The sequence below is a fragment of the Polynucleobacter sp. UB-Tiil-W10 genome (genome assembly GCF_018881605.1).
Classification (GTDB): Bacteria; Pseudomonadota; Gammaproteobacteria; order Burkholderiales; family Burkholderiaceae; genus Polynucleobacter.
Genome location: NZ_JACVPZ010000001.1, coordinates 1,679,156 through 1,704,647 on the forward strand (window position 1 = coordinate 1,679,156; position 25,492 = coordinate 1,704,647).

Below are 25,492 nucleotides of genomic sequence, written 5' to 3' on the forward strand. Positions count from 1 at the left end.
ATCCATTTTTCTGCACTTATGGACTCACCTAGACGCCACCACCGCTATTACGACCTGATTCTGACTGCCTTCGTGGTCGTTTTGTTGTGCTCGAACTTTATTGGTGCTGGTAAAGCAGCCCAAGTCGATTTGCCGTACTTCGGAAATGTGCCATTTGGCGGTGGAATTCTATTTTTCCCAATCGCCTATTTTTTCGGCGACATCCTAACCGAGGTTTATGGTTATGCCTACGATCGCAGAGCAGTTTGGGCAGGTTTTACTGCGCTCGCATTTGCGGCCATCATGGCTCAGGTTGTCATAGCCTTGCCAGTTGCTCCTGGTGATTACATGGCCAATTATCAGCATGGCTTGGAAACAGTTTTTGGAAACTCTTGGCGTATCGCCTTGGCTTCCATGTTCTCGTTTTGGTGCGGCAGTCTCGTGAATAGCTATGTTTTAGCGAAAATGAAAGTCTGGACTCAGGGGCGTTTTCTATGGATGCGTACTATCGGTTCAACTGCAGTTGGGGAGATGGTTGATTCCTCATTTTTCTATATATTGGCTTTCTACGGTATTTGGCCAACCGAAGAAGTCATCCAGGTAGCGCTTGCCCAATATGTGCTGAAAACTGCTTGGGAGGTCTTAGCAACCCCCATGACCTATTGGGTCGTGAACTTTCTGAAGCGCAAGGAAAATGAGGATTTTTACGATATTCATACGAATTTCACCCCATTTAGGGTCAAAGTCTGACCTAAGCCAATGGCTTCCTGCCAAACAAAGCGTCTAAGCCGTTAAAATAATGGTCTTTGCCCCCAAATTCGGGGGTAACTATTGAATTGAATTTCAGAAAGTTAGAAAACATCCGTGCTGTCAGCATCTAATATCACTATGCAGTTTGGGGCAAAGCCCTTGTTTGAAAATATTTCCGTCAAGTTTGGCGGCGGTAATCGTTATGGCCTCATTGGCGCAAACGGTTGCGGTAAATCAACCTTCATGAAAATTCTAGGTGGCGAGCTTGAGCCAACTAGCGGTAATGTGAGCTTAGATCCCGGTATTCGTTTGGGTAAGCTGCGTCAGGATCAATTTGCTTACGAGGATGTGCGCGTACTCGACGTAGTGATGATGGGTCACGAAGAGATGTGGAAGGCTGCTGCTGAGCGCGATGCTATCTACGCCAATCCAGATGCTACTGATGAAGACTACATGAAGGCTGCCGAGCTTGAAGGTAAGTACGCTGAATACGGTGGCTATACCGCAGAAGCAAAAGCAGGGGAGTTGTTATTGGGAATTGGTATTCCTATCGAGCAACACAATGGCCTGATGAGCAACGTTGCTCCAGGTTGGAAGTTGCGCGTATTGCTTGCACAAGCATTGTTCTCCGACCCAGATGTATTGTTGCTTGATGAGCCAACCAATAACTTGGATATTCACTCTATTCATTGGCTTGAAGATATCCTGAATCAGATCAAGAGCACCATCGTCATCATTTCCCATGATCGTCACTTCCTGAATGAAGTCTGTACGCATATGGCGGATATGGACTATGGAACATTGAAGGTCTACCCAGGTAACTACGATTCATACATGCTTGCTTCTGTGCAGGCGCGTACGCAACAACTCAGTTCTAACGTAAAAGCTAAAGAAAAAATTGCTGAATTAGCGGCTTTCGTGGCCCGCTTCTCTGCAAATGCATCTAAAGCACGTCAAGCTACATCACGTCAGAGGCAGCTAGAAAAAATTGAGATTGTTGAAGTAAAGCCTTCATCACGTCAGAACCCATTTATTCGTTTTGATACTGAGAAAAAACTGCACAATATGGCGGTAGAGTGCAATGCTTTGACTAAGGCCTATGACCGCACTATCTTCAAGAACCTCAAGCTTAGTATTCGCGCCGGCGAAAAGATTGCGATCATCGGTCAGAACGGCGCAGGCAAGACAACACTTTTAAAAACGATTCTTAGCAAGCGTTTTGATGGTATTGCTGCTGATAGCGGTGATGTGAAGTGGGCCGAAAATGCCAATGTAGGTGTGATGCCCCAAGACAATACTGAGATGTTTGCTAAAGATGAGCTGCTCATGGATTGGATGAATTGGTGGCGTAATACTGGTGATGACGATCAAGTCATTCGTGGCACTTTAGGCCGCCTTCTGTTCTCCGGTGATGATATTGGCAAGTCTGTCAAAGTTCTTTCGGGTGGTGAAAAGGGCAGAATGATTTGGGGCAAACTCATGCTCCAAAAATATAATGTTCTGGCAATGGATGAGCCAACCAATCACATGGATATGGAATCGATTGAGAGTTTGCAAATTGCGCTTGAGAAATTCGATGGCACTTTAATATTCGTTTCTCATGACCGTGAATTCGTATCTGCGTTAGCAAATCGTATCTTAGAGGTGAAGATGGATGGAACTATTGCAGATTACTCTGGCACCTACGAAGAGTATTTGCGAAGCCAGGCTATAGCTGGCTAATACCAGTCAAGCAACTAGCTGTTTATAGAAATAAGCCCATCAGTTGGGCTTATTTTCTTTGGCTTGTCGTTGGAAGCGTGTTGCAGTACCTTCCGCGCGAATGCGCTGCCATACCGAATCCTTTTCATCCTGAGAAAAGAATACCCAATTACTCACTTCGCCAAGAGTGCGTCCGCAGCCTTGGCAGATCTCATCGTAAAGCGTGGTACATACTCCGATGCAGGGCGAGTCAGAGTCTGCATCCCCTGTAGAGAGTGAGTGTGAGCCGTCTTGCACAGTCGGTTTAGTGTTGTCGCTTCCAGAATTCATGGCTGTACTTTAGACGATTTCAAAGGACTGTGCTCGGCGAGTTCATCTACGTAGGCACCAATACCTTGATGCTCGCGATTTAAAAAGTGCTGTACTGCTTTAGCAAACTGAGGATCGGCAATGAAGTGAGCGGATTGTATGGTTGTTGGCAAGAAGCCCCTGGCCATCTTGTGCTCGCCTTGCGCTCCACCTTCAAAGGTTTGAATGCGGTTGCTAATGCAGTATTCAATCGCTTGATAGTAGGCGGTTTCAAAGTGCAAACAGGGGATATGTTCAATGGCACCCCAATATCTACCATAAGCCTTGGAGGTAGTAGGGTCAACAACGAGCAACGACGCGGCAATCGGATTGCCATTGCGCTCCGCAATAATGAGATGTAAGTTTTGTGGCATGCGCTGTGCCCACAACTGAAAGAATGTTTCACTCAAATAAGGGCTGGACTGATGCTCTAAGTAGGTATTCTCATAACAGCGGTAAAAGAACTCCCAATCAGCAGCGGTTGAGGATATTCCAGGAACGTGCCTAAAACGAATGAGCTCTCGCGCCACCTGCTCACGCTCACGCCGAATATTTTTGCGGCGCTTCATCGTGAGGGCGGCTAAAAATTGCTCGAAATGATCAAAGCCTTGGTTATGCCAATGAAACTGTACTGAATCTCGCAACATAAAACCTTGTTCTTTTAATCTCTCCACCTCAGTTGCATAAGGAAACAAGATGTGTGCGGATGACAGATTATTTTGCAGAACCAAAGTCTTTAAGCCTTCAATTAAGCGTTGGGCAATTAAGCCCGCATCAATCTGGCTCGCACTACCAGTGAGAATGCGTGATCCTTGAACTGGAGTAAAGGGGATGGCGCAGAGCGCTTTCGGAAAGTATTGCATTCCCTGTTGCTCATATGCTTGAGCCCAAGACCAGTCAAATACAAACTCCCCATAAGAATGTTGTTTCAAATACAGAGGCATAGCGCCCAGCAATGTCTGATCATCCTTTAGGACAAGATGAGCAATTTGCCATCCTGAGTTACCGCCGACGCAAGCTGTTTCTTCTAAGGTACTGAGAAATTCATGGCGAAGAAAAGGACCGGCATCTTTAGGAAGTAGGGCATTCCATTCGCCCGAAGGGATATCGCTTAAGCGATCTACTATTTCCAATTGAAGCGAATCGGGCCCCGCCACGATTAGCGCTGAATGAGCTCTATTTTGTAACCATCGGGATCGGTAACAAATGCGATGATGGTATCGCCGCCAGCAACTGGACCAGCTTCACGAGTAACGCTACCACCGGCAGCCTTGATGTCAGCACAAGCAATATAGGCATCGGGCACTTCAATCGCAATATGACCGTAGGCTGTTCCTATTTCGTAACTGTGAACACCATGGTTATAGGTTAGCTCAATCTCCGATTGACCATCGCCGTTGCCCTTGCCAAAGCCAACAAAGGCGAGAGAGTACCTTTGCTCAGGGCGTTCAGTTGTGCGCAATAAATTCATACCCAAAACTTTGGTATAGAAATCAATAGACCGATTAAGGTCGCCAACGCGAAGCATAGTGTGTAGGATCATCATGGCTTAAATATAACGCTATTTATTTTTTCGTGTTGGGATGAAAAACCCCGGTATTTAACCGGGGCTCTAGGTGTTTACTTTGCTTACATCGATGCGTAGTTGGGGCCACCACCACCTTCTGGAGTTACCCAGACGATATTTTGAGTTGGATCCTTGATATCACATGTTTTGCAATGCACGCAGTTTTGTGAATTGATTTGCAAACGAGGCTTGCCATCGGTTTCAACATACTCATATACACCTGCCGGGCAATAGCGTTGCTCTGGCCCTGCATAGGTTTTGAGGTTGATGTCCACCGGCACAGAACTATTCTTTAGGGTCAAGTGAATTGGCTGATTCTCGGCGTGGTTAGTATTTGAGATAAACACGGAGGAAAGGCGATCAAATGTGATCTTGCCATCTGGTTTTGGATAATCAATTGGCTGATGTTGTGCTGCCGGCTCTAAGCATTCGTGATCGGCGTGCTTCAAATGTACCGTCCATGGCATATTGCCACCCAACAGTTTTTGCTCAAGTCCAACCATCAAGGTGCCAAGGTGGAGCCCCTTCGACATCCATGGCTTGAAGTTGCGCGCTTGATTCAGTTCAGTGTGCAACCAACTGTTTTGGAATGCAGTGGGGTATGCGGATAAAACATCCTCAGAGCGATTCTCATTAATGGCCGCTACTGCTGCTTCAGCAGCAAGCATGCCAGTCTTAATTGCTGCATGGCTTCCCTTGATGCGTGAGGCGTTGAGGAAGCCAGCATCACAACCAATGAGTGCGCCACCCGGGAATACCGTTTTAGGCAGGCTGTTTAAACCACCGGCTGTAAGTGCACGTGCGCCATAAGAAATTCGTTTACCGCCTTCAAATGTTTCGCGAATCTTGGGATGTAATTTGTAGCGTTGGAATTCTTCAAAAGGAGAGAGGTAGGGGTTCTTATAAGAAAGTCCAACTACTAAGCCAACGGCTACCTTGTTGTCGCCCAAGTGATAGAGGAATGAGCCACCATAGGTGTCACTCTCCAGTGGCCAGCCCGCAGTATGAACAACTAGACCAGGCTTGCTCTTAGAGGGTTCTACCTCCCACAACTCTTTAATGCCGATGCCATAGCTTTGTGGATCCGCATCTTTATCTAAGGCGAACTTGGCAATGATTTGTTTGCCTAGATGACCGCGTGAACCTTCAGCAAAGAGGGTGTACTTGCCGCGCAATTCCATGCCAAGCTGAAATTGGTCAGTTGGATTACCTTCCTTGTCCAAGCCCATTGAGCCGGTGATGACCCCACAAACGGCACCTTGCTCGTTATAAAGAATTTCTGCTGCTGGAAAGCCTGGGAAAATTTCAACACCGAGGCTCTCTGCTTGTTGCCCGAGCCAACGCGTCACATTAGCAAGGCTAACAATATAGTTGCCTTCATTTTTAAAGCAGTGTGGCAGCATCCAGTTTGGAACTTGATATGAGTTATCGCTGGTCAAAAATAAAAATTGATCTTGCGTTACAGGGGTATCGAGAGGGGCGCCCAGCTCTTTCCAATCAGGAAATAATTCAGTAAGTGCCTTTGAATCCATGACTGCACCGGAAAGAATGTGGGCTCCGATTTCTGAGCCCTTTTCCAGTACGCAAACGCTGATCTCTTTTCCAGAGGCGTTGGCTAATTGCTTGGCTTTTATAGCGGCTGACAATCCTGCAGGGCCACCACCGACAATGACTAGGTCGTAGTCCATAGAGTCTCTGGGACCAAATTGCTCTACTAACTCTGCAGAATTCATTCAATTTCTCCGAAATTTCTTTAAAAATAAGGCATTTAAGCCCTAATAGTTTAGTTCTAACTGGCAAAAACCGATTTAGTGCTTAGAGCGCCTGGTACGGAGCGTCTGAAGCGTTATGATTGCTTTTTTACCTTTTTTGGCAATATTAGGACAAAAGTTATGAATAAAACTTACCCATCGGCAGTAGATGCCCTGCGGGACGTATTAAAAGATGGACAAAAATTGGCTGTTGGCGGTTTTGGTCTTTGTGGCATTCCTGAGGCTTTAATCCAGGCAGTGAAGGATTTGGGTGCTCAGAACCTCACAGCGATTGCAAATAACGCTGGCGTTGATGGATTCGGTTTGGGTTTATTGCTCAATTCGCGTCAAGTCAAAAAGATGGTTGCCTCCTATGTAGGTGAAAACAAAGAATTCGAGCGTCAGTACTTGGCAGGTGAGTTGGAGTTGGAATTCACGCCACAAGGTACTTTGGCTGAAAAATTACGCGCTGGTGGTTGCGGTATTCCCGCTTTCTATACCAAAACAGGTGTTGGTACTTTGGTTGCTGAAGGTAAAGAAGAAAAAGAATTTGATGGTGAGAGATACATCATGGAGCGTTCAATCATTTCTGATATCTCTCTAGTAAAAGCATGGAAAGCCGATAAATCAGGAAACTTAGTCTATCGCTACACAGCGCGAAACTTCAACCCGGTTGTTGCAATGGCCGGCAAGATTACGATCGCTGAAGTGGAGGAGATTGTCGAGAATGGTCAATTAGATCCCGATCAGATTCATACTCCTGGCATCTATGTCCACCGCCTTGTTGTCAACGCCACTCCAGAGAAGCGGATTGAGCAACGCACATTGACACCAAACGCTTAATTACCCAGAACAGAATATTTAGGAAGATTGATATGCCTTGGACTAGAGATGAAATGGCGGCACGTGCTGCTAAAGAACTAAAAGACGGTTACTACGTAAACTTAGGCATTGGTATGCCAACCTTAGTGGCCAATCACGTGCCGAAAGATATGGAAGTATGGCTTCAGTCAGAGAATGGCTTGTTGGGTATTGGACCATTTCCGACTGAGAAGACGATTGATGCAGATTTAATTAATGCCGGCAAACAAACGGTAACAACATTACCTGGGTCTTCTATTTTCTCTTCTGCAGATTCCTTTGGAATGATTCGCGGCGGCAAGATTAATATTGCCATTCTTGGTGCGATGCAAGTGAGCGAACATGGCGACCTGGCTAACTGGATGATCCCAGGAAAAATGGTCAAGGGCATGGGCGGGGCAATGGACTTGGTAGCCGGCGTAAAACATGTCGTCGTCTTGATGGAGCACGTTGCTAAAAAGAAAGATGGCACAGAAGAGCTCAAGATTCTGCCTAAATGCACACTACCATTAACCGGTGTGGGCGTGATTAGCCAAATCATTACTGATCTTTGTGTTTTGGATATCACCCGTTCTGGCTTGAACTTGATTGAATTAGCCCCTGGTGTGACTAAAGAGGAAGTCATCGCTAAAACGGGCGCCCCTGTTGATACAACGGGTTTCTAGTTAGCGGCGCTATTTAATGGAATAATGGGTTCACTATGTCGGGTTCCCATCATTTCCCTTTTCAGCAAGCAAAAGCCCGGACTCAGTCTGAGGCAGACCCATCCTTGCATGCTCACAAAAAAGGGGATGCAAAGCATTCTCATAGCAAGCAAGTTTCCAATCAAAACCTTCTCTTAATTGCCCTAGTTTTAACGCTAGGCTTTTCTGGGGTAGAAGGTGCTGCAGCCTATTTTGCTAATTCATTAGCGCTAATCTCTGATGCCGGCCATATGGTTACCGATGCGGCAGCGTTAGGTCTTGCTCTGTTGGCGCAAATCATTTCCCGTCGTCCGCCATCCCCAAAACACTCATTTGGTTTTGGACGTGCTGAAGCTCTAGCTGCTTTTGTCAATAGCATTGCGATGCTGGGTTTGGTTGTATGGATTGTGGTTGAGGCAATTAGTCGTTTCTATGATCCGCACAAAGTAGATGGCTTAACAGTAACGGTAGTTGCTGCTATCGGCTTGGCGATGAATATCGTTGTCGCATGGGTGCTATCGCGCGATAAAAAAAGCGTCAATACTCGCGCTGCTCTCGTGCATGTGATGGGCGATTTACTGGGATCGGTTGCGGCTTTAATTGCTGGTGTGGTAATTCAGTTAACCGGTTGGATGCCAATCGATGCAATCCTCTCTATTTTGGTTTCACTCTTGATTCTGAAATCCACCATTTCTATTCTTCACGAGTCCTATCACTTCTTAATGGAGGGAGTACCCCTTCATATTGACTACTTGCAAGTGGGTACTGATTTAAGAAATATTCCAGGTGTACTGGCGGTACATGATCTGCATGTGTGGGAGATGACCCCTAGTTTTCCAGCCTTGATTGGCCATATAGAAATTGCTGATATGCAAGAGTGGCCAGAGATTATGTCCAGAATTAATACGATGTTGCTCGATCAGCACGGCATTGATCATGTCACATTACAGCCTGAAGAATTCGGTGGTGTAGAAGAGCATACGCATGATGAAGACATGCATGATGATGTGCATGCTGCGCCAGTTATTCATCAGGGTGACACGTTCTATGTTGAATGTACTAGCGGCGATGCAACGCATCGTATGGCCTACCACGCCTGGGGAAATCCAGCGAACCGAAAAGTATTGCTTTGCGTTCATGGTTTAACAAGGCGGGGTAGCGACTTTAAAACTCTGGCTGAGGCGATGAGTAAAGATTATTACGTGGTTTGCCCGGATGTCGTTGGCAGGGGCGACTCAGATCGCCTGTCCAACCCCATGTTGTATGCTGTGCCACAGTATGTTGCCGATATTGCTACGCTGGTTAAGAGACTAGGTGTTTCACAAGTAGATTGGTTGGGTACATCTATGGGTGGTTTGATTGGCATGGTGTATGCCGCAATGCCGAACTCGCCTATTCGTAGGATGTTAATTAATGATGTTGGACCCAAGATTGAGCCTGAAGCATTGAAGCGTTTGGGTTCATATGTAGGTCAGTCATTTGTATTTGATGATCGCGCTGACGCGCTCAATCGCTTGAATGAAATCTGCGCCACCTTTGGCGAGCACACACCAGAAGAGTGGGAGATTTATAACGGCCCCATGTTGGTCCAAAAAGATGACAAATGGATCATGCATTACGACCCCGATATTTCTGTGCCATTTGCATCAGTGAATCCTATTATGGCTAAAGCGGGTGAGATGGCGATGTGGCATGCATTTAAGCAAATTCATATTCCAATGCTGATCGTGCGTGGCGGAACTTCAGACTTGCTTTCTGCGGCTACTGTTGCACAGATGTGCAAAGTGAATCCTTATGCTCGGAGTATTGAAATTCCTAATGTTGGTCATGCACCTGCATTTGTAAAGCCAGAACAAATTGCTCTAGCAAAAGAGTTTTTTAGTTAATCATCCTTAGTTGCCTATGGCAAATGCTTCCCCCCAATCAGAAAAAGTAGCGCTATTTCAAGATGCCTGGTATGGCGAGCCGGCAGAGCTTCATTCGGCTGGTATTTTGCAAATATTGCAAGCCCTTAATCTGGATGAGGCGACGTTAACTGCAGCAAGCAATATTGCTCGCACCCATGGTAAAGAAGCGTTGATCAAACTCATTGGTGAGGAGCCTGCCAAGTTACTCATTGGTTATCGTGGCTTACGTCAAGCGCAAGCAAAGTTGCTGCGTGACGATGGTGGCTTAAGTGTCACGGGTCAAGAAGAAATGTTGCGCAAAATGCTATTAGCATTTGGCGATGATTTGCGGGTGGTTCTTATCTATCTCGCATCTCGCTTACAGACCTTGCGCTGGATAACTCAAGAAAAGATCGAGATGCCCACTGCCTGGGCCCAAGAAATTCTGAATATCGATGCCTCATTGGCTAATCGATTGGGTATTTGGCAGATGAAGTGGGAGATGGAAGACTTGGCCTTTCGCGCACTATCGCCGCAGATTTATCGCGATATTGCCAAGATGTTGGATGCGAAGCGGATTGAGCGCCAATCATTTATCGATCAAATTGTTTTGCAATTGCAAGAGGAGTTGATAGCGGCGCAGATTGAAGGGGAAGTGCTCGGAAGGCCAAAACATATCTATAGCATCTGGAAAAAGATGGAAGGCAAATCCTTGGACTTTGCCAATCTGTATGACGTCAGAGCATTTCGGGTATTGGTGGAAGATGTCAAATCTTGTTACGCCGTACTCGGTATCGTGCATAACGTTTGGCAGCCGGTACCAAGAGAGTTTGACGATTACATAGCGCGTCCCAAGCCGAACGGATATCAATCACTTCATACAGTAGTGATGAATGAAGATGGCACAGCGTTTGAAATTCAGGTACGCACTCAAGAGATGCATCAGCAAGCTGAGTATGGTTTAGCTGCGCATTGGCGCTATAAAGAGGGCGCTTATGCTGGTATGGCAACGCCGCCCAATCCCGCAAAGACCAACAAGCCCAGCATCAATCATCAACCAGGAACCCATAGCGCAGAAGTTGCCTATGAAAGGCAGATTGCTTGGGCCCGCCAGCTCATCTCTTGGAAAGAGGATGCTTGGGAGCAACTCAAGCACCATGAGATTGATGATCATATTTATGTTCTTACCCCTTTAGGAAAAGTAATCTCTCTAGAGAAGGGTTCAACACCAATTGATTTTGCGTATGCAGTGCATACCAATCTAGGCCATCGCTGCAGAGGTGCTCGTGTCGATGGTGCAATGGTGCCGCTAGAGACTGCGTTGAAGAATGGTCAGACCATCGAGATCATTGCCGTTAAACACGGTGGTCCATCAAGGGATTGGATTAGTCCCGATAAAAACTATGTCCGCTCACAAAGAGCGCGCCAAAGAGTGCGTGCTTGGTTTAACGCATTAGATGATGAAGAGACTGGGCAATCCTCTAAATCGGTGGATAGCAAGCCTGAGGTCCACTCAGATAGCAAGCTTGCTCCAACTCAACCTGAAATCGTCTTGCGTCATAGCAGTCATAAAGCAGGTCGGGGTGGCGATGTCTTGGTAGTTGGGGTCGATTCATTGCTAACGCAGTTGGCACGTTGCTGCCGACCAGTTCCACCGGACGCGATTGCAGGATTTGTGACTCAAGGCAGGGGGGTTTCGATCCATCGTCGTTCTTGCAAAACATTTAGAGGTCTTCTCGATAGAGCGCCAGAGCGGGTGATACAAACAGCTTGGACCGCTTCTGCTGCTGATCCGGTAGTTAATCAAGAGCAAAAACGGGTGTTTCCGGCAGATTTGGTGGTGACAGGCCTAGATCGACCCGAGTTAATGCGGGAGCTCTTTGAGATTCTCACTAGGCAAGGTGTTCATGTGATTGATTTGCGTAAATCCGCCAAAAAAGGTCTTGCCCAGATCCTTTTAACGATTGAAGTAAAGGATTCGGAAGTGCTCCGACTGGTTCAAAACAGCCTAGAAGAGGTCAAAGGGGTCACCCAAGTACGCCGCCGGTGATAAACTCTATGGCTGTATAGGCTCGTAGCTCAGCTGGTTAGAGCACCACCTTGACATGGTGGGGGTCGTTGGTTCGAGTCCAATCGAGCCTACCAACGAATAAGACCCAAAAGAAGTGCCGAAGTATTTGTCGTATGAATGCGGGCTTCAAAGAGGCGCGGATGCCCAAAAGCTACCGCGCTTTCTTTTTGGGAAAGATGTCAGAAATGAAGTTCAGTAAATAAAATGGGGTCATCATGCTTGTAGTTACTCTGCCCGATGGATCAAAACGTGAGTTTGAGGCACCAGTTCGCGTAGCGGATGTTGCGCAAAGTATCGGTAGCGGTCTTGCAAAAGCTGCTTTAGGCGGCATCGTAGACGGCAAGATGGTCGACACCAGTTTTGTAATTGATAAAGATAGTCAGTTAGCCATCATTACCGATAAGAGTCCAGAGGCGCTCGAGATTGTTCGTCACTCCACCGCCCACTTATTAGCGTACGCTGTTAAAGAATTATTTCCTGAGGCGCAAGTCACGATTGGCCCAGTGATCGAGAATGGTTTTTACTATGACTTCTCTTATCACCGTCCATTTACTCCGGATGACTTGGTTGCTTTAGAAAAGAAAATGACCGAGCTCGCTAAAAAAGATGAGCCAGTAACTCGCACTGTGATGCCGCGCGACGACGCTGTTGAGTTTTTCAAGAAGCAAGGTGAAAACTACAAAGCAGAATTGATTGCTAGCATTCCGCAAGGTGAGGATGTTTCCTTATATGCCGAAGGTAAGTTCACCGACTTGTGCCGCGGTCCACACGTGCCTTCTACAGGCAAGCTCAAGGTATTTAAGCTGATGAAGCTTGCTGGTGCTTACTGGCGTGGCGATAGCAAGAATGAGATGTTGCAGCGGATTTACGGCACAGCATGGCTTCGTAAAGAAGATCAAGATGCTTACTTGCATATGCTCGAAGAATCCGAGAAGCGTGATCATCGTCGCCTCGGCAAGCAACTGGATTTATTTCATTTTCAAGAAGAAGCGCCAGGCTTAATCTTTTGGCATCCAAAAGGTTGGTCAATCTGGCAAGAAGTTGAGCAATACATGCGTCGCGTGTATCAGCAAGAGGGCTATCAAGAAGTAAAGGCTCCGCAGATTTTGGATCGCGGTCTTTGGGAAAAATCGGGTCACTGGGAAAACTATAAAGAAAATATGTTCACGACGGAGTCGGAGAATCGCGCTTACGCATTAAAGCCGATGAACTGTCCTGGGCACGTACAAATTTATAACTCTGGCTTGCATAGCTATCGTGAATTACCGTTGCGCTTTGGTGAGTTTGGTCAGTGTCATCGCAATGAACCATCGGGCGCGTTGCATGGCTTGATGCGTGTGCGTGGATTTACACAAGACGATGGACATATATTCTGTACTGAAGATCAAATTCAGTCAGAGGTTGCCGCGTTCGATAAAGCAGTACGCGCCGTGTATCAAGATTTTGGTTTTACTGAAGTTGCTGTAAAGCTAGCCTTACGTCCTGCGAAGCGTGTTGGCGATGATGCAATTTGGGATAAAGCAGAAGAAGCCCTTCGTGGCGCTCTTAAGGCTTCGGGCCAAGAGTGGGAAGAATTACCAGGTGAGGGCGCTTTTTATGGTCCGAAGATCGAATATCACCTTAAAGACTCCATTGGACGTACTTGGCAGTGCGGCACGATTCAGGTGGATTTCTCGATGCCGGCCCGTTTGGGTGCCGAATATGTAGCAGAAGACAACACACGTAAGACTCCAGTCATGCTTCATAGAGCAATTGTGGGCTCTTTAGAGCGTTTTATCGGCATTTTGATCGAAAATCACGCTGGAAACATGCCGGTTTGGCTAGCCCCAACCCAGGCTGTAGTCCTTAATATCTCCGGAAATTCTGCTGCATATGCACAACAAGTGCAGCAATTGCTGAAAAAACAAGGGTTTAGAGTCGAATCCGATTTGCGGAACGAGAAAATTACGTATAAAATACGCGAGCACGCATTACAGAAGATCCCATTTTTGCTAGTTGTAGGGGATAAAGAATCTGAAAGTAATACGGTGGCCGTTCGTGCCCGTGGCGGAGTTGATTTAGGTGTAATGCCTCTTGATGCTTTCGTTGCCCGACTCCAGCAGGATATATCCCACAAAGTCGGACCCGAGCTTAGCTAGGGTTAGAACGGTTTTTATTGTTTTTTTAAAGGAATTAAGAAGATCGCTACTGAAAAATTGCAGCGCATTAACCGGGAAATTACTGCTCCTGAAGTGCGTTTGATTGGAATGGATGGAGAGCCCATCGGTGTAGTTAAGTTGAGTGAAGCCTTGGCTTTAGCAGAAGAGAAAGAGACCGATTTGGTTGAAATTGCTCCGACGGCTGTGCCACCAGTAGTCCGCATCATGGACTTCGGCAAATTCAAGTACCAAGAAGCTAAGCGGATGCATGAAGCGAAGCTGAAGCAAAAAGTAATTCAGGTGAAGGAAGTGAAATTCCGCCCTGGTACTGATGACGGTGACTACGGTGTGAAGCTACGCAATCTAATCCGCTTTTTGGAAGATGGCGATAAGACAAAGATTACGCTGCGGTTTCGGGGTCGTGAAATGGCCCACCAAGAAATCGGAGTCAGAATGTTGGAGCGTTTGAAGTTGGACCTCGTTGAATTTGGCCAAGTCGAACAGTTTCCAAAAATGGAAGGCCGCCAGATGGTGATGGTATTGGCCCCCATTCGTAAGGCTAAGTAACTAGGTTCTACCTGGTTCTTATGTAGGGAGGTATCTGAGGTGAATAACTGAGGATACCGGTAGTTTGAAGTGCTTCTGGGTACAGGAAGAGTAACCGTCGGTTACCACCTATGTAGCGCAAGTAATTGAAGGGGTGCTTTATGCCCAAGATGAAGAGCAAGAGTAGCGCTAAAAAGCGCTTCACGGTTCGCGCAGGCGGAACGATTAAACGAGGTCAGGCTTTTAAACGCCACATCCTCACTAAGAAGACCACAAAGAATAAGCGTCACCTACGTGGTACTACCGAAGTTGCGAAAGCTGACGTTAAGTCAATTCGCTCCATGCTTCCATACGCTTAACCTCAGACTAGATCAGGAGAATTAAATGCCAAGAGTCAAACGTGGGGTTACAGCAAGAGCCCGTCATAAGAAAATCACCGATGCCGCTACAGGTTACCGTGGCCGTCGTAAGAACGTATTCCGTATTGCTAAGCAAGCGGTTATGCGTGCTGGTCAATATGCATATCGTGACCGTCGTAATAAGAAACGTGTATTCCGCGCTTTGTGGATTGCTCGTATCAACGCGGCAGTTCGTCAGCATGACATGACCTATAGCGTATTCATGAATGGTATGAAGAAAGCTGCGATCGAACTCGACCGCAAAGTTCTTTCTGATATGGCCATTGCTGACAAAGCGGCTTTTGCTGCTTTGGTTACTCGGATCAAATCCGTAGTAAACGCTGCAGCTTAATCTTAGTTTTCTAAACTAAGCTGCAATGGTTTCTCTCGACCACATTGTCGAGGATGCTAAACGTGATTTCCTCGGAGCTGCCGATGCGGCAGCTCTAGAGGACGCGAAAGCCAAGTATCTCGGTAAGTCAGGTGTTCTCACTGAGCGTTTAAAGGCGCTTGGTGGAATGTCGCCTGAGGAGCGCAAGAGTGCTGGCGCCCAAATTAATCAAATCAAAACTCAAGTAGAGGCTGTATTACAAGAGCGTCGCCAAGCTTTGGCTGATGCTGTGTTGATGCAGCGTCTTGCGGCGGAGTCGATTGATGTTTCCTTGCCTGGCCGTGGTCAAACAGTAGGTAGCTTGCATCCGGTGATGCGCACTTGGGAACGTGTTGAAGAGATCTTCCGTTCGATTGGTTTTGATGTAGCAGATGGCCCTGAGATTGAAACCGATTGGTTTAATTTCACCGCCTTAAATAGCCCTGAGAATCATCCTGCACGATCAATGCAGGATACCTTTTATATCGATGGCAAAGATTCCAATGAGAAGCCTTTGTTATTGCGCACCCATACCAGCCCGATTCAGGTTCGTTATGCGAGCGAGCATGTTAAAAAATACGCTAACGCTGATGTTATGCCGCCAATCAAAGTGATTGCGCCAGGCAGAACGTATCGCGTGGATAGCGATGCAACGCATTCACCGATGTTCCATCAGGTTGAAGGTTTATGGATCGCCGAGAGTGTTTCATTTGCTGATCTCAAAGGTGTTTACACCGATTTCTTGAGAACCTTCTTTGAAACGAATGAATTAAAAGTTCGTTTCCGCCCTTCGTATTTCCCATTCACAGAACCTTCTGCAGAAATTGATATGGCCTTTGGAAGCGGCAAACTTGCCGGCCGTTGGTTAGAGATCTCTGGTGCAGGGCAGGTTCATCCAAACGTGCTTCGCAATATGGGCATTGATCCAGAGCGCTACACCGGCTTTGCTTTTGGTTCTGGGCTCGAACGCTTAACGATGTTGCGTTACGGCGTAGATGATTTACGTCTTTTCTTTGAAAACGATCTCCGTTTCTTAGCGCAGTTTCCTGCATAACCAAACTATTTATTACTAAATATAAGATCGCGCTATGCAATTTTCTGAATCTTGGCTTCGTCAGTATGTAAACCCATCGCTCGATAGCGATGCGCTTGGTCATGCAATGACAATGGCTGGTTTAGAGGTTGAGGAGCAGCACTCAGTAGCCCCGGCTTTTACCAAGATTGTGATTGCGCAGATCCTTTCTGCTGAGCAACACCCCGATGCCGATCGTTTACGCGTCTGTAAAGTTGACGCTGGTACTGGCCAAGAATTACAAATTGTTTGTGGTGCACCCAATGCGCGCGCTGGCATCAAAATTCCATGTGCCATGGTTGGCGCTGAATTGCCTCCAACTGAAGCGGGTGGCAAGCCCTTCATGATTAAGGTAGGCAAACTTCGTGGTGTTGAAAGCCAAGGGATGCTGTGCTCCGGTCGTGAATTAGGTTTGGGTGATGATCACGAAGGCATTCTTGAGCTTCCTACAGATGCCCCAGTTGGAAAAGATATTCGTGAATACTTAGATCTTGATGATCAAATCTTTGTTATTAAGTTAACTCCAAATAAAGCCGACTGTCTCTCGCTAATAGGTATGGCCAGAGAGGTATCTGCCATTACTGGCGCTGCACTTTGTGCTCCTAAATGGAATAACCCAAAAGTCACCATTGAAGAGAAGCGCAAAGTTACTGTAGAGAACAAAGAGCTTTGTGGACGTTTTGCTGGTCGCGTGATTAGTGGTGTTAATCCTCAAGCTAAAACTCCTGAATGGATTGCGCAGCGTTTATCGCGTGCGGGCCAAAGAAGTATTTCTGCATTGGTGGATCTTTCTAACTATGTCATGTTAGAAATGGGCCAGCCTACCCACGTATTTGATATCGACAAGTTAAAGGGCGACATCACTGTTCGTTGGGCTAAAGCTGGTGAAACACTCGAACTATTAAATGGGCAAACAGTCACTTTGCAAGGCCCAGATTCTGCAGGCAAGATGCAAGTTGCTGGAGTAGTGGCAGATCAAGCTGGTCCAGTAGCCTTAGCCGGCATTATGGGCGGTAACCATTGCGCCGTATCTGATGACACTAGGAATGTTTATGTTGAGGCTGCTTACTGGTTGCCATCAGCTATTCAGGGGCGTGCCCGCCGCTTTAATTTCAGTACCGATGCAGCCCATCGCTTTGAGCGTGGTGTAGATCCAAAAAATACTGTCAGTTGCTTAGAGTACCTATCTTCACTCATTCTTGAGGTTTGTGGTGGCCAAGCAGGCCCAGTAGATGATCAGGTTTTGAATACGCCAGAGCGTAAGCCAGTCAAAATGCGTTTGGCTAGAGCAGAAAAAGTAATTGGTATTCCTCTGACAAATGAAGTCGTTGCCGATGTATTTAAGCGTCTTGGTTTTGAATTCAAGCAAGAGGGTGATGCATTTGTTGTAACGCCACCAAGCTACCGTTTTGATATTGAAATTGAAGAAGATCTCATTGAAGAAGTCGCGCGTATGTACGGCTTTGAAAATATTCCTGATCAGCCCCCAATCGCCTCACTCAAGATGAGTGCAAAAGCAGAGGCAAAGCGCGGCATTCATTTACTACGCCAGCGTTTGGCTTTGCAGGGCTATCAAGAAGCTGTGAACTTCGGGTTCACGGACCTTGAAAGTGAAATGCGTTTAACTGGCGCCACTGAAAAAGAGATCATCACAGTCCTAAATCCGATTGCTAGCCAGTACGGCGTGATGCGCAGCACTCTATGGGGTGGTTTGCTCAATAACCTAAAAGCCAATTTAAACCGCGGAGCAGGGCGCGTACGATTATTTGAGACTGGTCGTGTATTTAAGCGCGATGCTAATGTTCCAGAAGAGGCTGGCAAAGTAGCCGGCTTTCATCAGCCGCAAAAAGTGGGCGGCCTTGCTTATGGGTCATTTGTGCCTGAGCAATGGGCCAATCCAACACGTGCAGTAGATTTCTTTGATGTAAAGGGTGATCTTGAGCGTGTTTTGGATCCACTACATTTTGTAACGGAAGCCGCTCAACACCCAGCCTTGCATCCAGGGCGCTCAGCACAAGTTTTCTTAAGGGTTGGAAAGAATAATGTTTCCATCGGCTGGATTGGTGAATTGCATCCAGGTTTGCAACAAGCCTATGAGTTGCCGCAAGCGCCTGTTTTATTTGAATTCGATTTGAATCCCATTCTTGAACTTGGCTTGCCTGTGCCTGAGGAGTTAAGTAAATTTCCTGCGGTGCAACGTGATTTAGCTTTAGTAGTAAAGCAAAGTGTTTCCGCACAATCTTTATTGGATGCAATGGCTGCTAGTAAGCAAAATTTTGTACGCAATATTGAACTCTTTGATGAGTTCAAGCCCAAGGCTGGTTCAAGCAGTATGGCTGACGATGAAAAGAGTTTGGCTTTCCGCGTAACCCTCTTAAACCCTAATGAAACATTGCAAGATCCCCAAATTGATGCAGTAATGGCTGCTTTATTGGGCGCCGTTGAGAAAAAGTGCGCAGCCCGTTTGCGCTAGGTTTAATATTAGGCATAAATCAAATAATTACAGAAGAGACTTGCGATGACTGAATTGATTTCTAATGACACCGTTACCAAAAATGAGCTTTCTGAAGCTCTTTTTGACCAAGTCGGACTAAACAAGCGCGAAGCAAAAGATATGATCGATGCTTTTTTTGATCGTGTTGGTCAGTCTCTTGAGGCGGGTGTAGAAGTCAAGATTTCTGGCTTTGGTAATTTTCAGTTGCGCAATAAATCGGCTCGTCCTGGCCGAAATCCAAAGACAGGCCAAATGATTCCGATTGCTGCTAGACGCGTAGTTACTTTTCACGCAAGTCAAAAGCTTAAAGATGTAGTGGAGTCACATGCTCGAGAAAACCGAGTTTGATGCCAGCTCAGTTCTGCTGAGCTCTCAACTTCCCCCGATACCTGCAAAGCGTTACTTCACCATTGGTGAGGTAGCTGATCTTTGTGGCGTGCGCTCACACGTTCTGCGCTACTGGGAGCAAGAATTTTCACAGTTAAGCCCTCAGAAGCGTCGTGGTAACCGTCGTTACTATCAGCACCACGAGGTCGTTTTGATTAGAAAAATACGCTCACTTCTGTACGAAGAGGGCTTTACGATCAGCGGTGCACGTAATCGCCTTGAAGAAGCTCGTGGGGACCTACGGCTTCGTGAAGAATTGCAAGCTGTTCTGCAGATTCTCTCTAAATAGTTACTGCTACAATTTTGTCTTTCGTCGGGGCGTAGCGCAGCCTGGTAGCGTACATGCATGGGGTGCATGTGGTCGGAGGTTCAAATCCTCTCGCCCCGACCATTCAAATTCATCCCACCCTCTCTAAAGCACTATCTTTATGAAAAGCACTGAAAAATCCATTGAATATTTTGGCCTGAAGATCCCTTTTCTAGCGCATTTAGGTGTGATTCCTGAGTATGCAAAGGACGGTAAATCGCGGATTAGCTTAGAAATTAAACCCGAGTATGAGAACAGCTTTGGTATTGCCCATGGTGGCGTCATCATGACTCTACTAGATTTTGCTATGGGTGCCGCAGCCAGAAGCACGTCAGACGTCCCTTTGGGCGCTATGACCATCGATATGACCGTAAGCTTCCTGCGCCCCAGTATTGGCAAAATCGCGGTAGAAGGAACCATCCTAAAGCCTGGGAAGACCATTAACTACTGCGAAGCGATTGTTTTGAATGAGGCAGGGGAGATCACTGCTAAATCTAGCGGTACATTTATGCTCAGAAAATCGAGCGCATCCTAATTAATTAAAGTATTTATAAATATTATGTATTTTACTTCGTTTAATTAATATAGCACCAATAAAAATAGGTTATTAATTCAAATAATATATATTGTGGGCTTCATTAACTTGTATATAATCAAATACCAATACGGCTAATATAAGCCGTATAAATTAAATTATTATTCGGAGATTGATAACAGTATGCCTTCTTATAAAGAGCTCTTAGCCCAACGTGAGCAGTTAGATAAACAGATTAAAGAAGCAATTGCCCTTGAAAAAGCGGATGGTATCGCTAAGGCAAAGTTAATAATTGAGCAATACAACTTAACTGCTACTGATTTATTTAGTCGCAAAGCGGGTGTTAAAAGTGCTGGTGGCAAAGTAGCCCCCAAATACCGTAATCCATCTACTGGCGAAACCTGGACTGGTCGCGGTAAGGCCCCCAAGTGGATCGAAGGCAGAGATCGCAACAGCTATTTGATCTAAATTATTGTTTTTATTGATATTTAATATTAAAGGCCGCTCTTCAGCGGCCTTTTGTTTACCTCTATATCTTGCTACGCGCACTTTCTGGCTAGCGCCTCAATAAACAGAGGCTCTAGTAGTTCATGCCTAGAACCTTGGCCCCAGCTTCCTTCTGCCTCTGGGCTGGTGGCAGGGTAAGCAATGATGAGTGGATTTAAGTCAATTAAGCCGTTTTCCAGCTCGCGCTTGATGCTTTCGGTCAAGGGATGCTTGCCGCCAGAGTTTTCATCCGCCAATGCGACCACGCCAGGATGAAGCTTGATAAAACCTTCATCTACTAGAATAGGTATACGCTGCGTATCCTTGTTTTTACTCAAATAATGGATTAAATGAACTTGCTCAACAGGTGGGATTAGGGCATCCAAAAAGATGAGGTCTGGGGCAATTGATACTGCTTTCATGAGGCCCTCTAGGCTATCTACGGCCATTTCCATTTCTACTTTTAGCTGCCAGTCGGCAATTGAATCTATTAACTCTTGACCATTCTCAGATCTCCTAAATATCCCCATAGCCACACAATTTTGAGTACTCTTTTGGCGCATTGCTCTTTTTCTGCGTTGTAACTGTTGTTCTAAAGAGCTGGCTAATATTCGCCTATGTCCGCCACGGGTTTTCCAGGCTATGAGCTCTCCTAGTTCAACCATTTTCTGAACGGTGCCCAAGGAGACTTGCAAAATCTTGGCGCTTTGGCGAGTGCTGAGATATTCCGTTTCTGGGGTAATTGATTTCATATTTCCCTTAATTTCATTTAAATTGTTTGAAGATTTAGAGGATAAAAATCAAAATCATTTCGATCTGTCAGCAAACCTTTAAAGCGAGGTAGGAAAGTTCTTATTAATTCTCTTTAATAGGGAAATACCCCAAAATCCCTATAAATCAGGGAAAGCCCTTTATGTACCTATGGGCATTCGTGTTAAATTACTGTCGTAGTACCAGTATTTGCACAGATCAGTTCGTGAGACGGTACAGCCGTGTAACGGATGGTTATAACCACAGTTTTTATTCGGGAAACCCGATGAAAGGTGAGCATCATGATGCAGGATCAAAGAGATAATTCCTATCTCTTCGGCGGAAACGCCCCCTACGTAGAGGAACTCTACGAATCCTACTTGCACGATCCAGCTTCTGTAGCTGATCATTGGCGAGATTATTTCGATAACGTGAAACAGGTTCCAGCGGTTGACGGTTCATCTCGAACTGACATTGCTCACGGACCGATTGTTGCTTCATTTGCTGAGCGCGCTAAGCAGGGCCCTATCAGGACGATTTCTGATTCGGCTGACTCAGAGATGGGGCGCAAACGCGTTGCTGTTCAGCAGTTAATTGCCGCGTATCGTAACGTTGGCAATCGCTGGGCAAATTTAGATCCATTAAAGCGGACAGAGCGCCAGGACATTCCTGAGTTAGATCCCGCTTTCTATGGCTTTACTGATGGCGATATGGATATCGTCTTCAATACTAGTAATACATTCTTCGGCAGAAACGAAATGTCCTTGCGCGATTTGCTGCAGGCATTACGTGAAACATACTGCGGCACGATTGGTGTCGAGTTTATGTTTATTGCTGACCAGAAGATTAAGAAATGGTGGCAAGAAAAATTAGAGTCTATTCGCTCAACACCACGATTTAATGTGGAAGAGAAGCGCCAAATCTTAGATCGCGTGACTGCTGCTGAAGGTTTAGAGCGTTACCTGCAGGCCAAGTACGTTGGTCAAAAGCGTTTCTCACTCGAGGGTGGTGAAAGCTTTATTGCCTGTATGGACGAGTTGATTCGTGACTCTGGCAATAAAGGGATACAAGAGATTGTGATTGGTATGGCCCACCGTGGTCGTCTCAACGTATTGGTAAATACCTTGGGCAAAATGCCCACAGATCTATTTGCGGAGTTTGAGCATAAGGGCCCAGAAACATTGCCTGCTGGTGACGTTAAGTATCACCAAGGTTTCTCAAGCGATATTTCTACTCCAGGCGGTCCGGTTCATTTGTCATTGGCATTTAACCCATCGCATTTAGAAATCGTCAACCCAGTAGTTGAAGGTTCTGCACGTGCTCGTATGGAGCGTCGTGGCGATATGTTAGGTGAGCAAGTGATGCCAGTGTTGGTTCACGGTGACGCTGCGATTGCAGGTCAGGGCGTCATGCAAGAAACACTCGCGATGTCTGAGGTTCGTGGTTATTCCACTGGCGGCACTATGCACATCGTGATCAATAACCAAATTGGTTTCACAACCTCCGATCCGCGCGACTTGCGTTCAAGCTTGTATTGCACGGACATCATGAAGATTGTGGATGCTCCTGTGTTGCACGTTAATGGTGATGATCCTGAAGCGGTAGTGTTGGCGACTAAGTTAGCTGTTGAGTTCCGCATGAAGTTCCATAAGGACGTTGCAGTTGACATTATTTGCTTCCGTAAATTGGGTCACAACGAGCAAGATACGCCTGCAATGACACAGCCTTTGATGTACAAAATCATTGCTGCACACCCAGGCACACGGAAGTTGTATGCCGATAAGTTAGAAACTCAAGGCGTATTGCCTGCTGGTACTGGCGACCTCATGGTTAAAGAGTACCGCGCTGCGATGGATGAAGGTAAGCAAACTTCTGATCCAGTCTTGAGTAACTTCAAGGGTAAGTTTGCAGTTGATTGGTCTCCGTTCTTAAATAAGAAGTGGACCGATGAGGCTGATACAGCGATTCCATTAACTGAGTGGAAACGTTTGGCCGATAAGATTTCGACTATTCCAGAAGGTTTCAAGGCGCATCCATTGGTTGCCAAGGTCTACAACGACCGCGCTGCAATGGGTCGTGGCGAAGTCAACATCGACTGGGGTATGGGCGAGCACATGGCTTTCGCATCTTTGGTTGCTAGCGGCTACCCAGTACGTTTATCAGGTGAAGATAGTGGCCGCGGTACCTTTACTCATCGTCATGCTGTATTGCATGAACAAAATCGTGAGAAGTGGGACACCGGTACTTACATCGCTTTACAGCATGTGACCAAAGATCAAGCGCCGTTTGTGGTGATTGACTCAATTCTTTCCGAAGAGGCTGTTCTTGGTTTTGAATACGGCTATGCTGCAGCCGAACCAAATACCCTCACAATCTGGGAGGCTCAGTTCGGTGACTTTGCTAACGGCGCTCAAGTGGTTATTGACCAGTTCATCGCCTCTGGTGAAGTGAAGTGGGGTCGTGCTAACGGCTTGGTCATGATGTTGCCGCATGGTTATGAAGGCCAAGGTCCAGAGCATTCCTCTGCACGTCTTGAGCGTTTCATGCAGTTGTGTGCTGATACCAATATGCAGGTCATTCAGCCAACTACTGCAGCGCAAATCTTCCACGTATTACGTCGCCAAATGATTCGTCAGTTCCGCAAACCGCTGATCTTGATGACTCCAAAATCATTGTTGCGCAATAAAGAGGCTGCATCACCTTTGTCTGAGTTCACTAAAGGGGGTTTCCAAACCATCATCGGTGAGCGTGATGACTCTATTGATCCAAAGCAAGTTACGCGTTTAGTAATGTGCTCTGGTAAGGTCTACTACGATTTGGTTAAGCAGCGCACTGAGAAGAAGATTGCTGATGTAGCGATCATTCGCTTGGAACAGCTATATCCATTCCCGCACAAAGCATTGACTGCTGAGTTGAAGAAATATCCAAAATTGGAAGACGTGGTGTGGTGTCAAGATGAGCCACAAAACCAAGGTGCCTGGTTCTTTGTTCAGCACAACATCTTGGAGAACATGTCTGATGGCATGAAGTTGGGTTATGCAGGCCGTCCTGCATCAGCATCACCAGCTTGTGGTTATGCCCATCTCCACCAAGAACAGCAGAAGTCTTTATTAAATGCGGCGTTTGCCAAACTCAAAGGTTACGTGATCACGAAATAATCGTCTTCATCACTAAACATACACACATACATATAAACAGGATTAATCATGGCTATTTTCGAAGTTAAAGTTCCACAACTCTCAGAGTCAGTTGCTGAAGCAACTTTGTTGCAATGGAAAAAGAAGGTTGGTGACGCTGTAGGTCAAGACGAGATCTTGATCGAAATTGAAACTGACAAAGTGGTTCTCGAAGTTCCAGCGCCTTCAGCCGGTGTTTTGACAGAAATCGTTGTTGCTGATGGCGGCACTGTAATTGCTGAGCAGTTGATTGCAAAAATTGATAGCACTGCTGTAGCCGCTGCTGCTCCTGCCGCCGCAGCTGCTCCAGCTGCCGCACCCGCAGCAGCTCCAGCTCCTGCTGCTAAATCTAGCGCAGCCGCCGCTCCTTCAGCAGCAAAAATCCTTGCAGAGAAAAATATCGATGCTGGTCAAGTTGCCGGCACTGGTCGTGATGGCCGCATCACTAAAGGTGACGCATTAAATGCTAGCGCTGGTGGCGCTAAGTCTGCTGCATTGCCAAGCGCTCCGATTCCAACTGGCGATCGCCCAGAAGAGCGCGTTCCAATGAGTCGTTTGCGTGCGCGTATTGCTGAGCGTTTATTGGAGTCTCAAGCAAACAACGCTATCTTGACTACCTTCAATGAAGTCAACATGGGCCCTGTTATTGCCTTGCGTAATAAATACAAGGATCAGTTTGAGAAGACTCATGGCGTGAAGTTAGGCTTTATGTCTTTCTTTGTTAAAGCTGCTACACATGCTTTGAAGAAATACCCGCTCTTGAATGCCTCGGTTGATGGCAATGACATCGTTTATCACGGTTACTTTGATATCGGTATCGCAGTGAGTTCACCACGCGGTTTAGTAGTTCCTATTTTGCGTGATGTTGACCAAATGAATTTGGCTGATATTGAGAAGAAGATTGCTGAGTTTGGTACTAAAGCGCGCGAAGGCAAATTGTCGATTGAAGAGTTAACTGGTGGCACATTCTCCATCTCTAACGGTGGCGTATTCGGTTCAATGCTTTCCACACCAATTATCAATCCTCCACAATCCGCTATTTTGGGTATCCACGCCACTAAGGACCGTGCTGTAGTAGAAAATGGTCAAGTAGTTGTGCGCCCAATTAACTACTTAGCTTTGTCATACGATCACCGCATCATCGATGGTCGCGAGGCTGTGCTTGGTTTGGTTGCCATGAAGGATGCTTTAGAAGATCCTTCACGTCTCCTCCTTGATTTGTAAGAAGGGTAGATC

Annotated in this window: 23 protein-coding genes and 2 tRNA genes; 20 read left to right on the forward strand and 5 right to left on the reverse strand. The window is 46.4% G+C overall.

The genetic code is table 11. The features are described from left to right. Positions 1-18: 18 nt before the first annotated feature. Together ICN33_RS08605 and ICN33_RS08610 are read left to right on the forward strand one after the other, a co-directional pair. Positions 19-729 (forward strand): queuosine precursor transporter, encoded by a 711-nt coding sequence (locus tag ICN33_RS08605; RefSeq protein WP_216196195.1) that lies wholly within the window; start codon positions 19-21, stop codon positions 727-729. Between the two features lie 114 nt (positions 730-843). Then, positions 844-2,451, forward strand: coding sequence for an ABC-F family ATPase (locus tag ICN33_RS08610; RefSeq protein ID WP_216196196.1), 1,608 nt, complete (start codon positions 844-846; stop codon positions 2,449-2,451). 39 nt (positions 2,452-2,490) lie between these two features. On the opposite strand, the gene ICN33_RS08615 is transcribed toward ICN33_RS08610, so the two are convergent. The 4 genes from ICN33_RS08615 to ICN33_RS08630 all read right to left on the reverse strand — a co-directional run bounded on the left by ICN33_RS08615 (position 2,491) and on the right by ICN33_RS08630 (position 6,078). Continuing rightward, positions 2,491-2,760: a DUF1289 domain-containing protein gene (locus tag ICN33_RS08615; RefSeq protein WP_216196197.1), complete on the reverse strand. Its 270-nt coding sequence runs from the start codon at positions 2,758-2,760 to the stop codon at positions 2,491-2,493. Beyond that, positions 2,757-3,911, reverse strand: a complete 1,155-nt coding sequence (locus ICN33_RS08620) for a GNAT family N-acetyltransferase (protein WP_216859658.1) — start codon at positions 3,909-3,911, stop codon at positions 2,757-2,759. Before ICN33_RS08620 ends, ICN33_RS08615 begins: the two co-directional genes overlap by 4 nt. A 26-nt stretch (positions 3,912-3,937) precedes the next feature. Then, positions 3,938-4,324 (reverse strand): lactoylglutathione lyase, encoded by a 387-nt coding sequence (gene gloA / locus ICN33_RS08625; RefSeq protein ID WP_216196199.1) that lies wholly within the window; start codon positions 4,322-4,324, stop codon positions 3,938-3,940. A gap of 83 nt (positions 4,325-4,407) precedes the next feature. Next, a complete protein-coding gene (locus ICN33_RS08630; protein ID WP_216196200.1) occupies positions 4,408-6,078 on the reverse strand; it encodes an electron transfer flavoprotein-ubiquinone oxidoreductase in 1,671 nt (556 codons plus the stop codon). A 159-nt stretch (positions 6,079-6,237) separates the two neighbouring features. On the opposite strand from ICN33_RS08630, the gene ICN33_RS08635 reads away from it, so the two are divergent. The 16 genes from ICN33_RS08635 to ICN33_RS08710 all read left to right on the forward strand — a co-directional run bounded on the left by ICN33_RS08635 (position 6,238) and on the right by ICN33_RS08710 (position 20,312). Further along, on the forward strand, positions 6,238-6,939 hold the full coding sequence (locus tag ICN33_RS08635) for a CoA transferase subunit A (protein WP_216196201.1): 702 nt from the start codon (positions 6,238-6,240) through the stop codon (positions 6,937-6,939). A 32-nt stretch (positions 6,940-6,971) separates the two neighbouring features. Continuing rightward, positions 6,972-7,622, forward strand: coding sequence for a CoA transferase subunit B (locus ICN33_RS08640; RefSeq protein ID WP_216196202.1), 651 nt, complete (start codon positions 6,972-6,974; stop codon positions 7,620-7,622). 35 nt (positions 7,623-7,657) lie between these two features. After that, on the forward strand, positions 7,658-9,526 hold the full coding sequence (locus ICN33_RS10495) for an alpha/beta fold hydrolase (protein ID WP_216196203.1): 1,869 nt from the start codon (positions 7,658-7,660) through the stop codon (positions 9,524-9,526). A 16-nt stretch (positions 9,527-9,542) separates the two neighbouring features. Next, a complete protein-coding gene (locus ICN33_RS08650) occupies positions 9,543-11,576 on the forward strand; it encodes a bifunctional (p)ppGpp synthetase/guanosine-3',5'-bis(diphosphate) 3'-pyrophosphohydrolase (RefSeq protein WP_216196204.1) in 2,034 nt (677 codons plus the stop codon). Between the two features lie 18 nt (positions 11,577-11,594). Then, a tRNA-Val gene (locus ICN33_RS08655) sits at positions 11,595-11,671 on the forward strand. Between the two features lie 141 nt (positions 11,672-11,812). After that, the gene (gene thrS, locus ICN33_RS08660; protein WP_216196205.1) at positions 11,813-13,735 is read left to right on the forward strand and encodes a threonine--tRNA ligase; all 1,923 of its coding nucleotides are present in this window, start codon (positions 11,813-11,815) and stop codon (positions 13,733-13,735) included. 42 nt (positions 13,736-13,777) lie between these two features. Next, positions 13,778-14,302 carry a translation initiation factor IF-3 gene (gene infC / locus ICN33_RS08665; RefSeq protein ID WP_216196610.1) on the forward strand — a complete coding sequence of 175 codons (525 nt, stop codon included), beginning with the start codon at positions 13,778-13,780 and terminating at the stop codon, positions 14,300-14,302. 140 nt (positions 14,303-14,442) lie between these two features. Then, entirely contained in the window at positions 14,443-14,640 is a 198-nt protein-coding gene (gene rpmI / locus ICN33_RS08670) for a 50S ribosomal protein L35 (protein ID WP_046330084.1), read from the forward strand. 25 nt (positions 14,641-14,665) lie between these two features. Next, complete coding sequence (rplT, locus tag ICN33_RS08675; protein WP_011902675.1) at positions 14,666-15,031, forward strand: 50S ribosomal protein L20; 366 nt, start codon at positions 14,666-14,668, stop codon at positions 15,029-15,031. A gap of 25 nt (positions 15,032-15,056) precedes the next feature. Beyond that, positions 15,057-16,103 carry a phenylalanine--tRNA ligase subunit alpha gene (pheS, locus tag ICN33_RS08680; protein WP_216196206.1) on the forward strand — a complete coding sequence of 349 codons (1,047 nt, stop codon included), beginning with the start codon at positions 15,057-15,059 and terminating at the stop codon, positions 16,101-16,103. Positions 16,104-16,137: 34 nt separating this feature from the next. Further along, positions 16,138-18,594, forward strand: coding sequence for a phenylalanine--tRNA ligase subunit beta (gene pheT, locus ICN33_RS08685; RefSeq protein ID WP_216196207.1), 2,457 nt, complete (start codon positions 16,138-16,140; stop codon positions 18,592-18,594). Positions 18,595-18,639: 45 nt separating this feature from the next. Continuing rightward, complete coding sequence (locus tag ICN33_RS08690; protein WP_072582283.1) at positions 18,640-18,963, forward strand: integration host factor subunit alpha; 324 nt, start codon at positions 18,640-18,642, stop codon at positions 18,961-18,963. Next, positions 18,941-19,291 carry a MerR family transcriptional regulator gene (locus tag ICN33_RS08695; RefSeq protein WP_215349475.1) on the forward strand — a complete coding sequence of 117 codons (351 nt, stop codon included), beginning with the start codon at positions 18,941-18,943 and terminating at the stop codon, positions 19,289-19,291. Before ICN33_RS08690 ends, ICN33_RS08695 begins: the two co-directional genes overlap by 23 nt. Positions 19,292-19,316: 25 nt before the next feature. Continuing rightward, a tRNA-Pro gene (locus tag ICN33_RS08700) sits at positions 19,317-19,393 on the forward strand. 37 nt (positions 19,394-19,430) lie between these two features. Then, entirely contained in the window at positions 19,431-19,844 is a 414-nt protein-coding gene (locus tag ICN33_RS08705; protein WP_216196208.1) for a PaaI family thioesterase, read from the forward strand. Positions 19,845-20,027: 183 nt separating this feature from the next. Further along, positions 20,028-20,312, forward strand: a complete 285-nt coding sequence (locus ICN33_RS08710; protein WP_216196209.1) for an H-NS family nucleoid-associated regulatory protein — start codon at positions 20,028-20,030, stop codon at positions 20,310-20,312. A 71-nt stretch (positions 20,313-20,383) separates the two neighbouring features. Here the strand turns inward: ICN33_RS08710 and ICN33_RS08715 are convergent, their stop codons facing one another. Continuing rightward, the gene (locus ICN33_RS08715; RefSeq protein WP_216196210.1) at positions 20,384-21,082 is read right to left on the reverse strand and encodes a helix-turn-helix domain-containing protein; all 699 of its coding nucleotides are present in this window, start codon (positions 21,080-21,082) and stop codon (positions 20,384-20,386) included. 300 nt (positions 21,083-21,382) lie between these two features. Between ICN33_RS08715 and ICN33_RS08720 the strand changes: the two genes are divergently transcribed. Then, complete coding sequence (locus tag ICN33_RS08720) at positions 21,383-24,238, forward strand: 2-oxoglutarate dehydrogenase E1 component (RefSeq protein ID WP_216196211.1); 2,856 nt, start codon at positions 21,383-21,385, stop codon at positions 24,236-24,238. Between the two features lie 48 nt (positions 24,239-24,286). Beyond that, positions 24,287-25,480: a 2-oxoglutarate dehydrogenase complex dihydrolipoyllysine-residue succinyltransferase gene (gene odhB / locus ICN33_RS08725; protein WP_216196212.1), complete on the forward strand. Its 1,194-nt coding sequence runs from the start codon at positions 24,287-24,289 to the stop codon at positions 25,478-25,480. The last annotated feature ends 12 nt before the right edge of the window (positions 25,481-25,492 follow it).

What these genes read in the sequence shown, in the direction of transcription:
- ICN33_RS08640 (WP_216196202.1), top strand. Translation starts at nt 6,972, where the DNA reads ATGCCTTGGACTAGAGATGAAATGGCGGCACGTGCTGCTAAAGAACTA.
- pheT (WP_216196207.1), top strand. Translation starts at nt 16,138, where the DNA reads ATGCAATTTTCTGAATCTTGGCTTCGTCAGTATGTAAACCCATCGCTC.
- ICN33_RS08715 (WP_216196210.1), bottom strand. Translation starts at nt 21,082, where the DNA reads ATGAAATCAATTACCCCAGAAACGGAATATCTCAGCACTCGCCAAAGC.
- odhB (WP_216196212.1), top strand. Translation starts at nt 24,287, where the DNA reads ATGGCTATTTTCGAAGTTAAAGTTCCACAACTCTCAGAGTCAGTTGCT.
- gloA (WP_216196199.1), bottom strand. Translation starts at nt 4,324, where the DNA reads ATGATGATCCTACACACTATGCTTCGCGTTGGCGACCTTAATCGGTCT.
- ICN33_RS08650 (WP_216196204.1), top strand. Translation starts at nt 9,543, where the DNA reads ATGGCAAATGCTTCCCCCCAATCAGAAAAAGTAGCGCTATTTCAAGAT.
- pheS (WP_216196206.1), top strand. Translation starts at nt 15,057, where the DNA reads ATGGTTTCTCTCGACCACATTGTCGAGGATGCTAAACGTGATTTCCTC.
- rplT (WP_011902675.1), top strand. Translation starts at nt 14,666, where the DNA reads ATGCCAAGAGTCAAACGTGGGGTTACAGCAAGAGCCCGTCATAAGAAA.
- ICN33_RS08710 (WP_216196209.1), top strand. Translation starts at nt 20,028, where the DNA reads ATGCCTTCTTATAAAGAGCTCTTAGCCCAACGTGAGCAGTTAGATAAA.
- ICN33_RS08695 (WP_215349475.1), top strand. Translation starts at nt 18,941, where the DNA reads ATGCTCGAGAAAACCGAGTTTGATGCCAGCTCAGTTCTGCTGAGCTCT.
- ICN33_RS08615 (WP_216196197.1), bottom strand. Translation starts at nt 2,760, where the DNA reads ATGAATTCTGGAAGCGACAACACTAAACCGACTGTGCAAGACGGCTCA.
- ICN33_RS08720 (WP_216196211.1), top strand. Translation starts at nt 21,383, where the DNA reads ATGATGCAGGATCAAAGAGATAATTCCTATCTCTTCGGCGGAAACGCC.
- ICN33_RS10495 (WP_216196203.1), top strand. Translation starts at nt 7,658, where the DNA reads ATGTCGGGTTCCCATCATTTCCCTTTTCAGCAAGCAAAAGCCCGGACT.
- ICN33_RS08705 (WP_216196208.1), top strand. Translation starts at nt 19,431, where the DNA reads ATGAAAAGCACTGAAAAATCCATTGAATATTTTGGCCTGAAGATCCCT.
- ICN33_RS08605 (WP_216196195.1), top strand. Translation starts at nt 19, where the DNA reads ATGGACTCACCTAGACGCCACCACCGCTATTACGACCTGATTCTGACT.
- ICN33_RS08630 (WP_216196200.1), bottom strand. Translation starts at nt 6,078, where the DNA reads ATGAATTCTGCAGAGTTAGTAGAGCAATTTGGTCCCAGAGACTCTATG.
- thrS (WP_216196205.1), top strand. Translation starts at nt 11,813, where the DNA reads ATGCTTGTAGTTACTCTGCCCGATGGATCAAAACGTGAGTTTGAGGCA.
- rpmI (WP_046330084.1), top strand. Translation starts at nt 14,443, where the DNA reads ATGCCCAAGATGAAGAGCAAGAGTAGCGCTAAAAAGCGCTTCACGGTT.
- ICN33_RS08635 (WP_216196201.1), top strand. Translation starts at nt 6,238, where the DNA reads ATGAATAAAACTTACCCATCGGCAGTAGATGCCCTGCGGGACGTATTA.
- ICN33_RS08690 (WP_072582283.1), top strand. Translation starts at nt 18,640, where the DNA reads ATGACTGAATTGATTTCTAATGACACCGTTACCAAAAATGAGCTTTCT.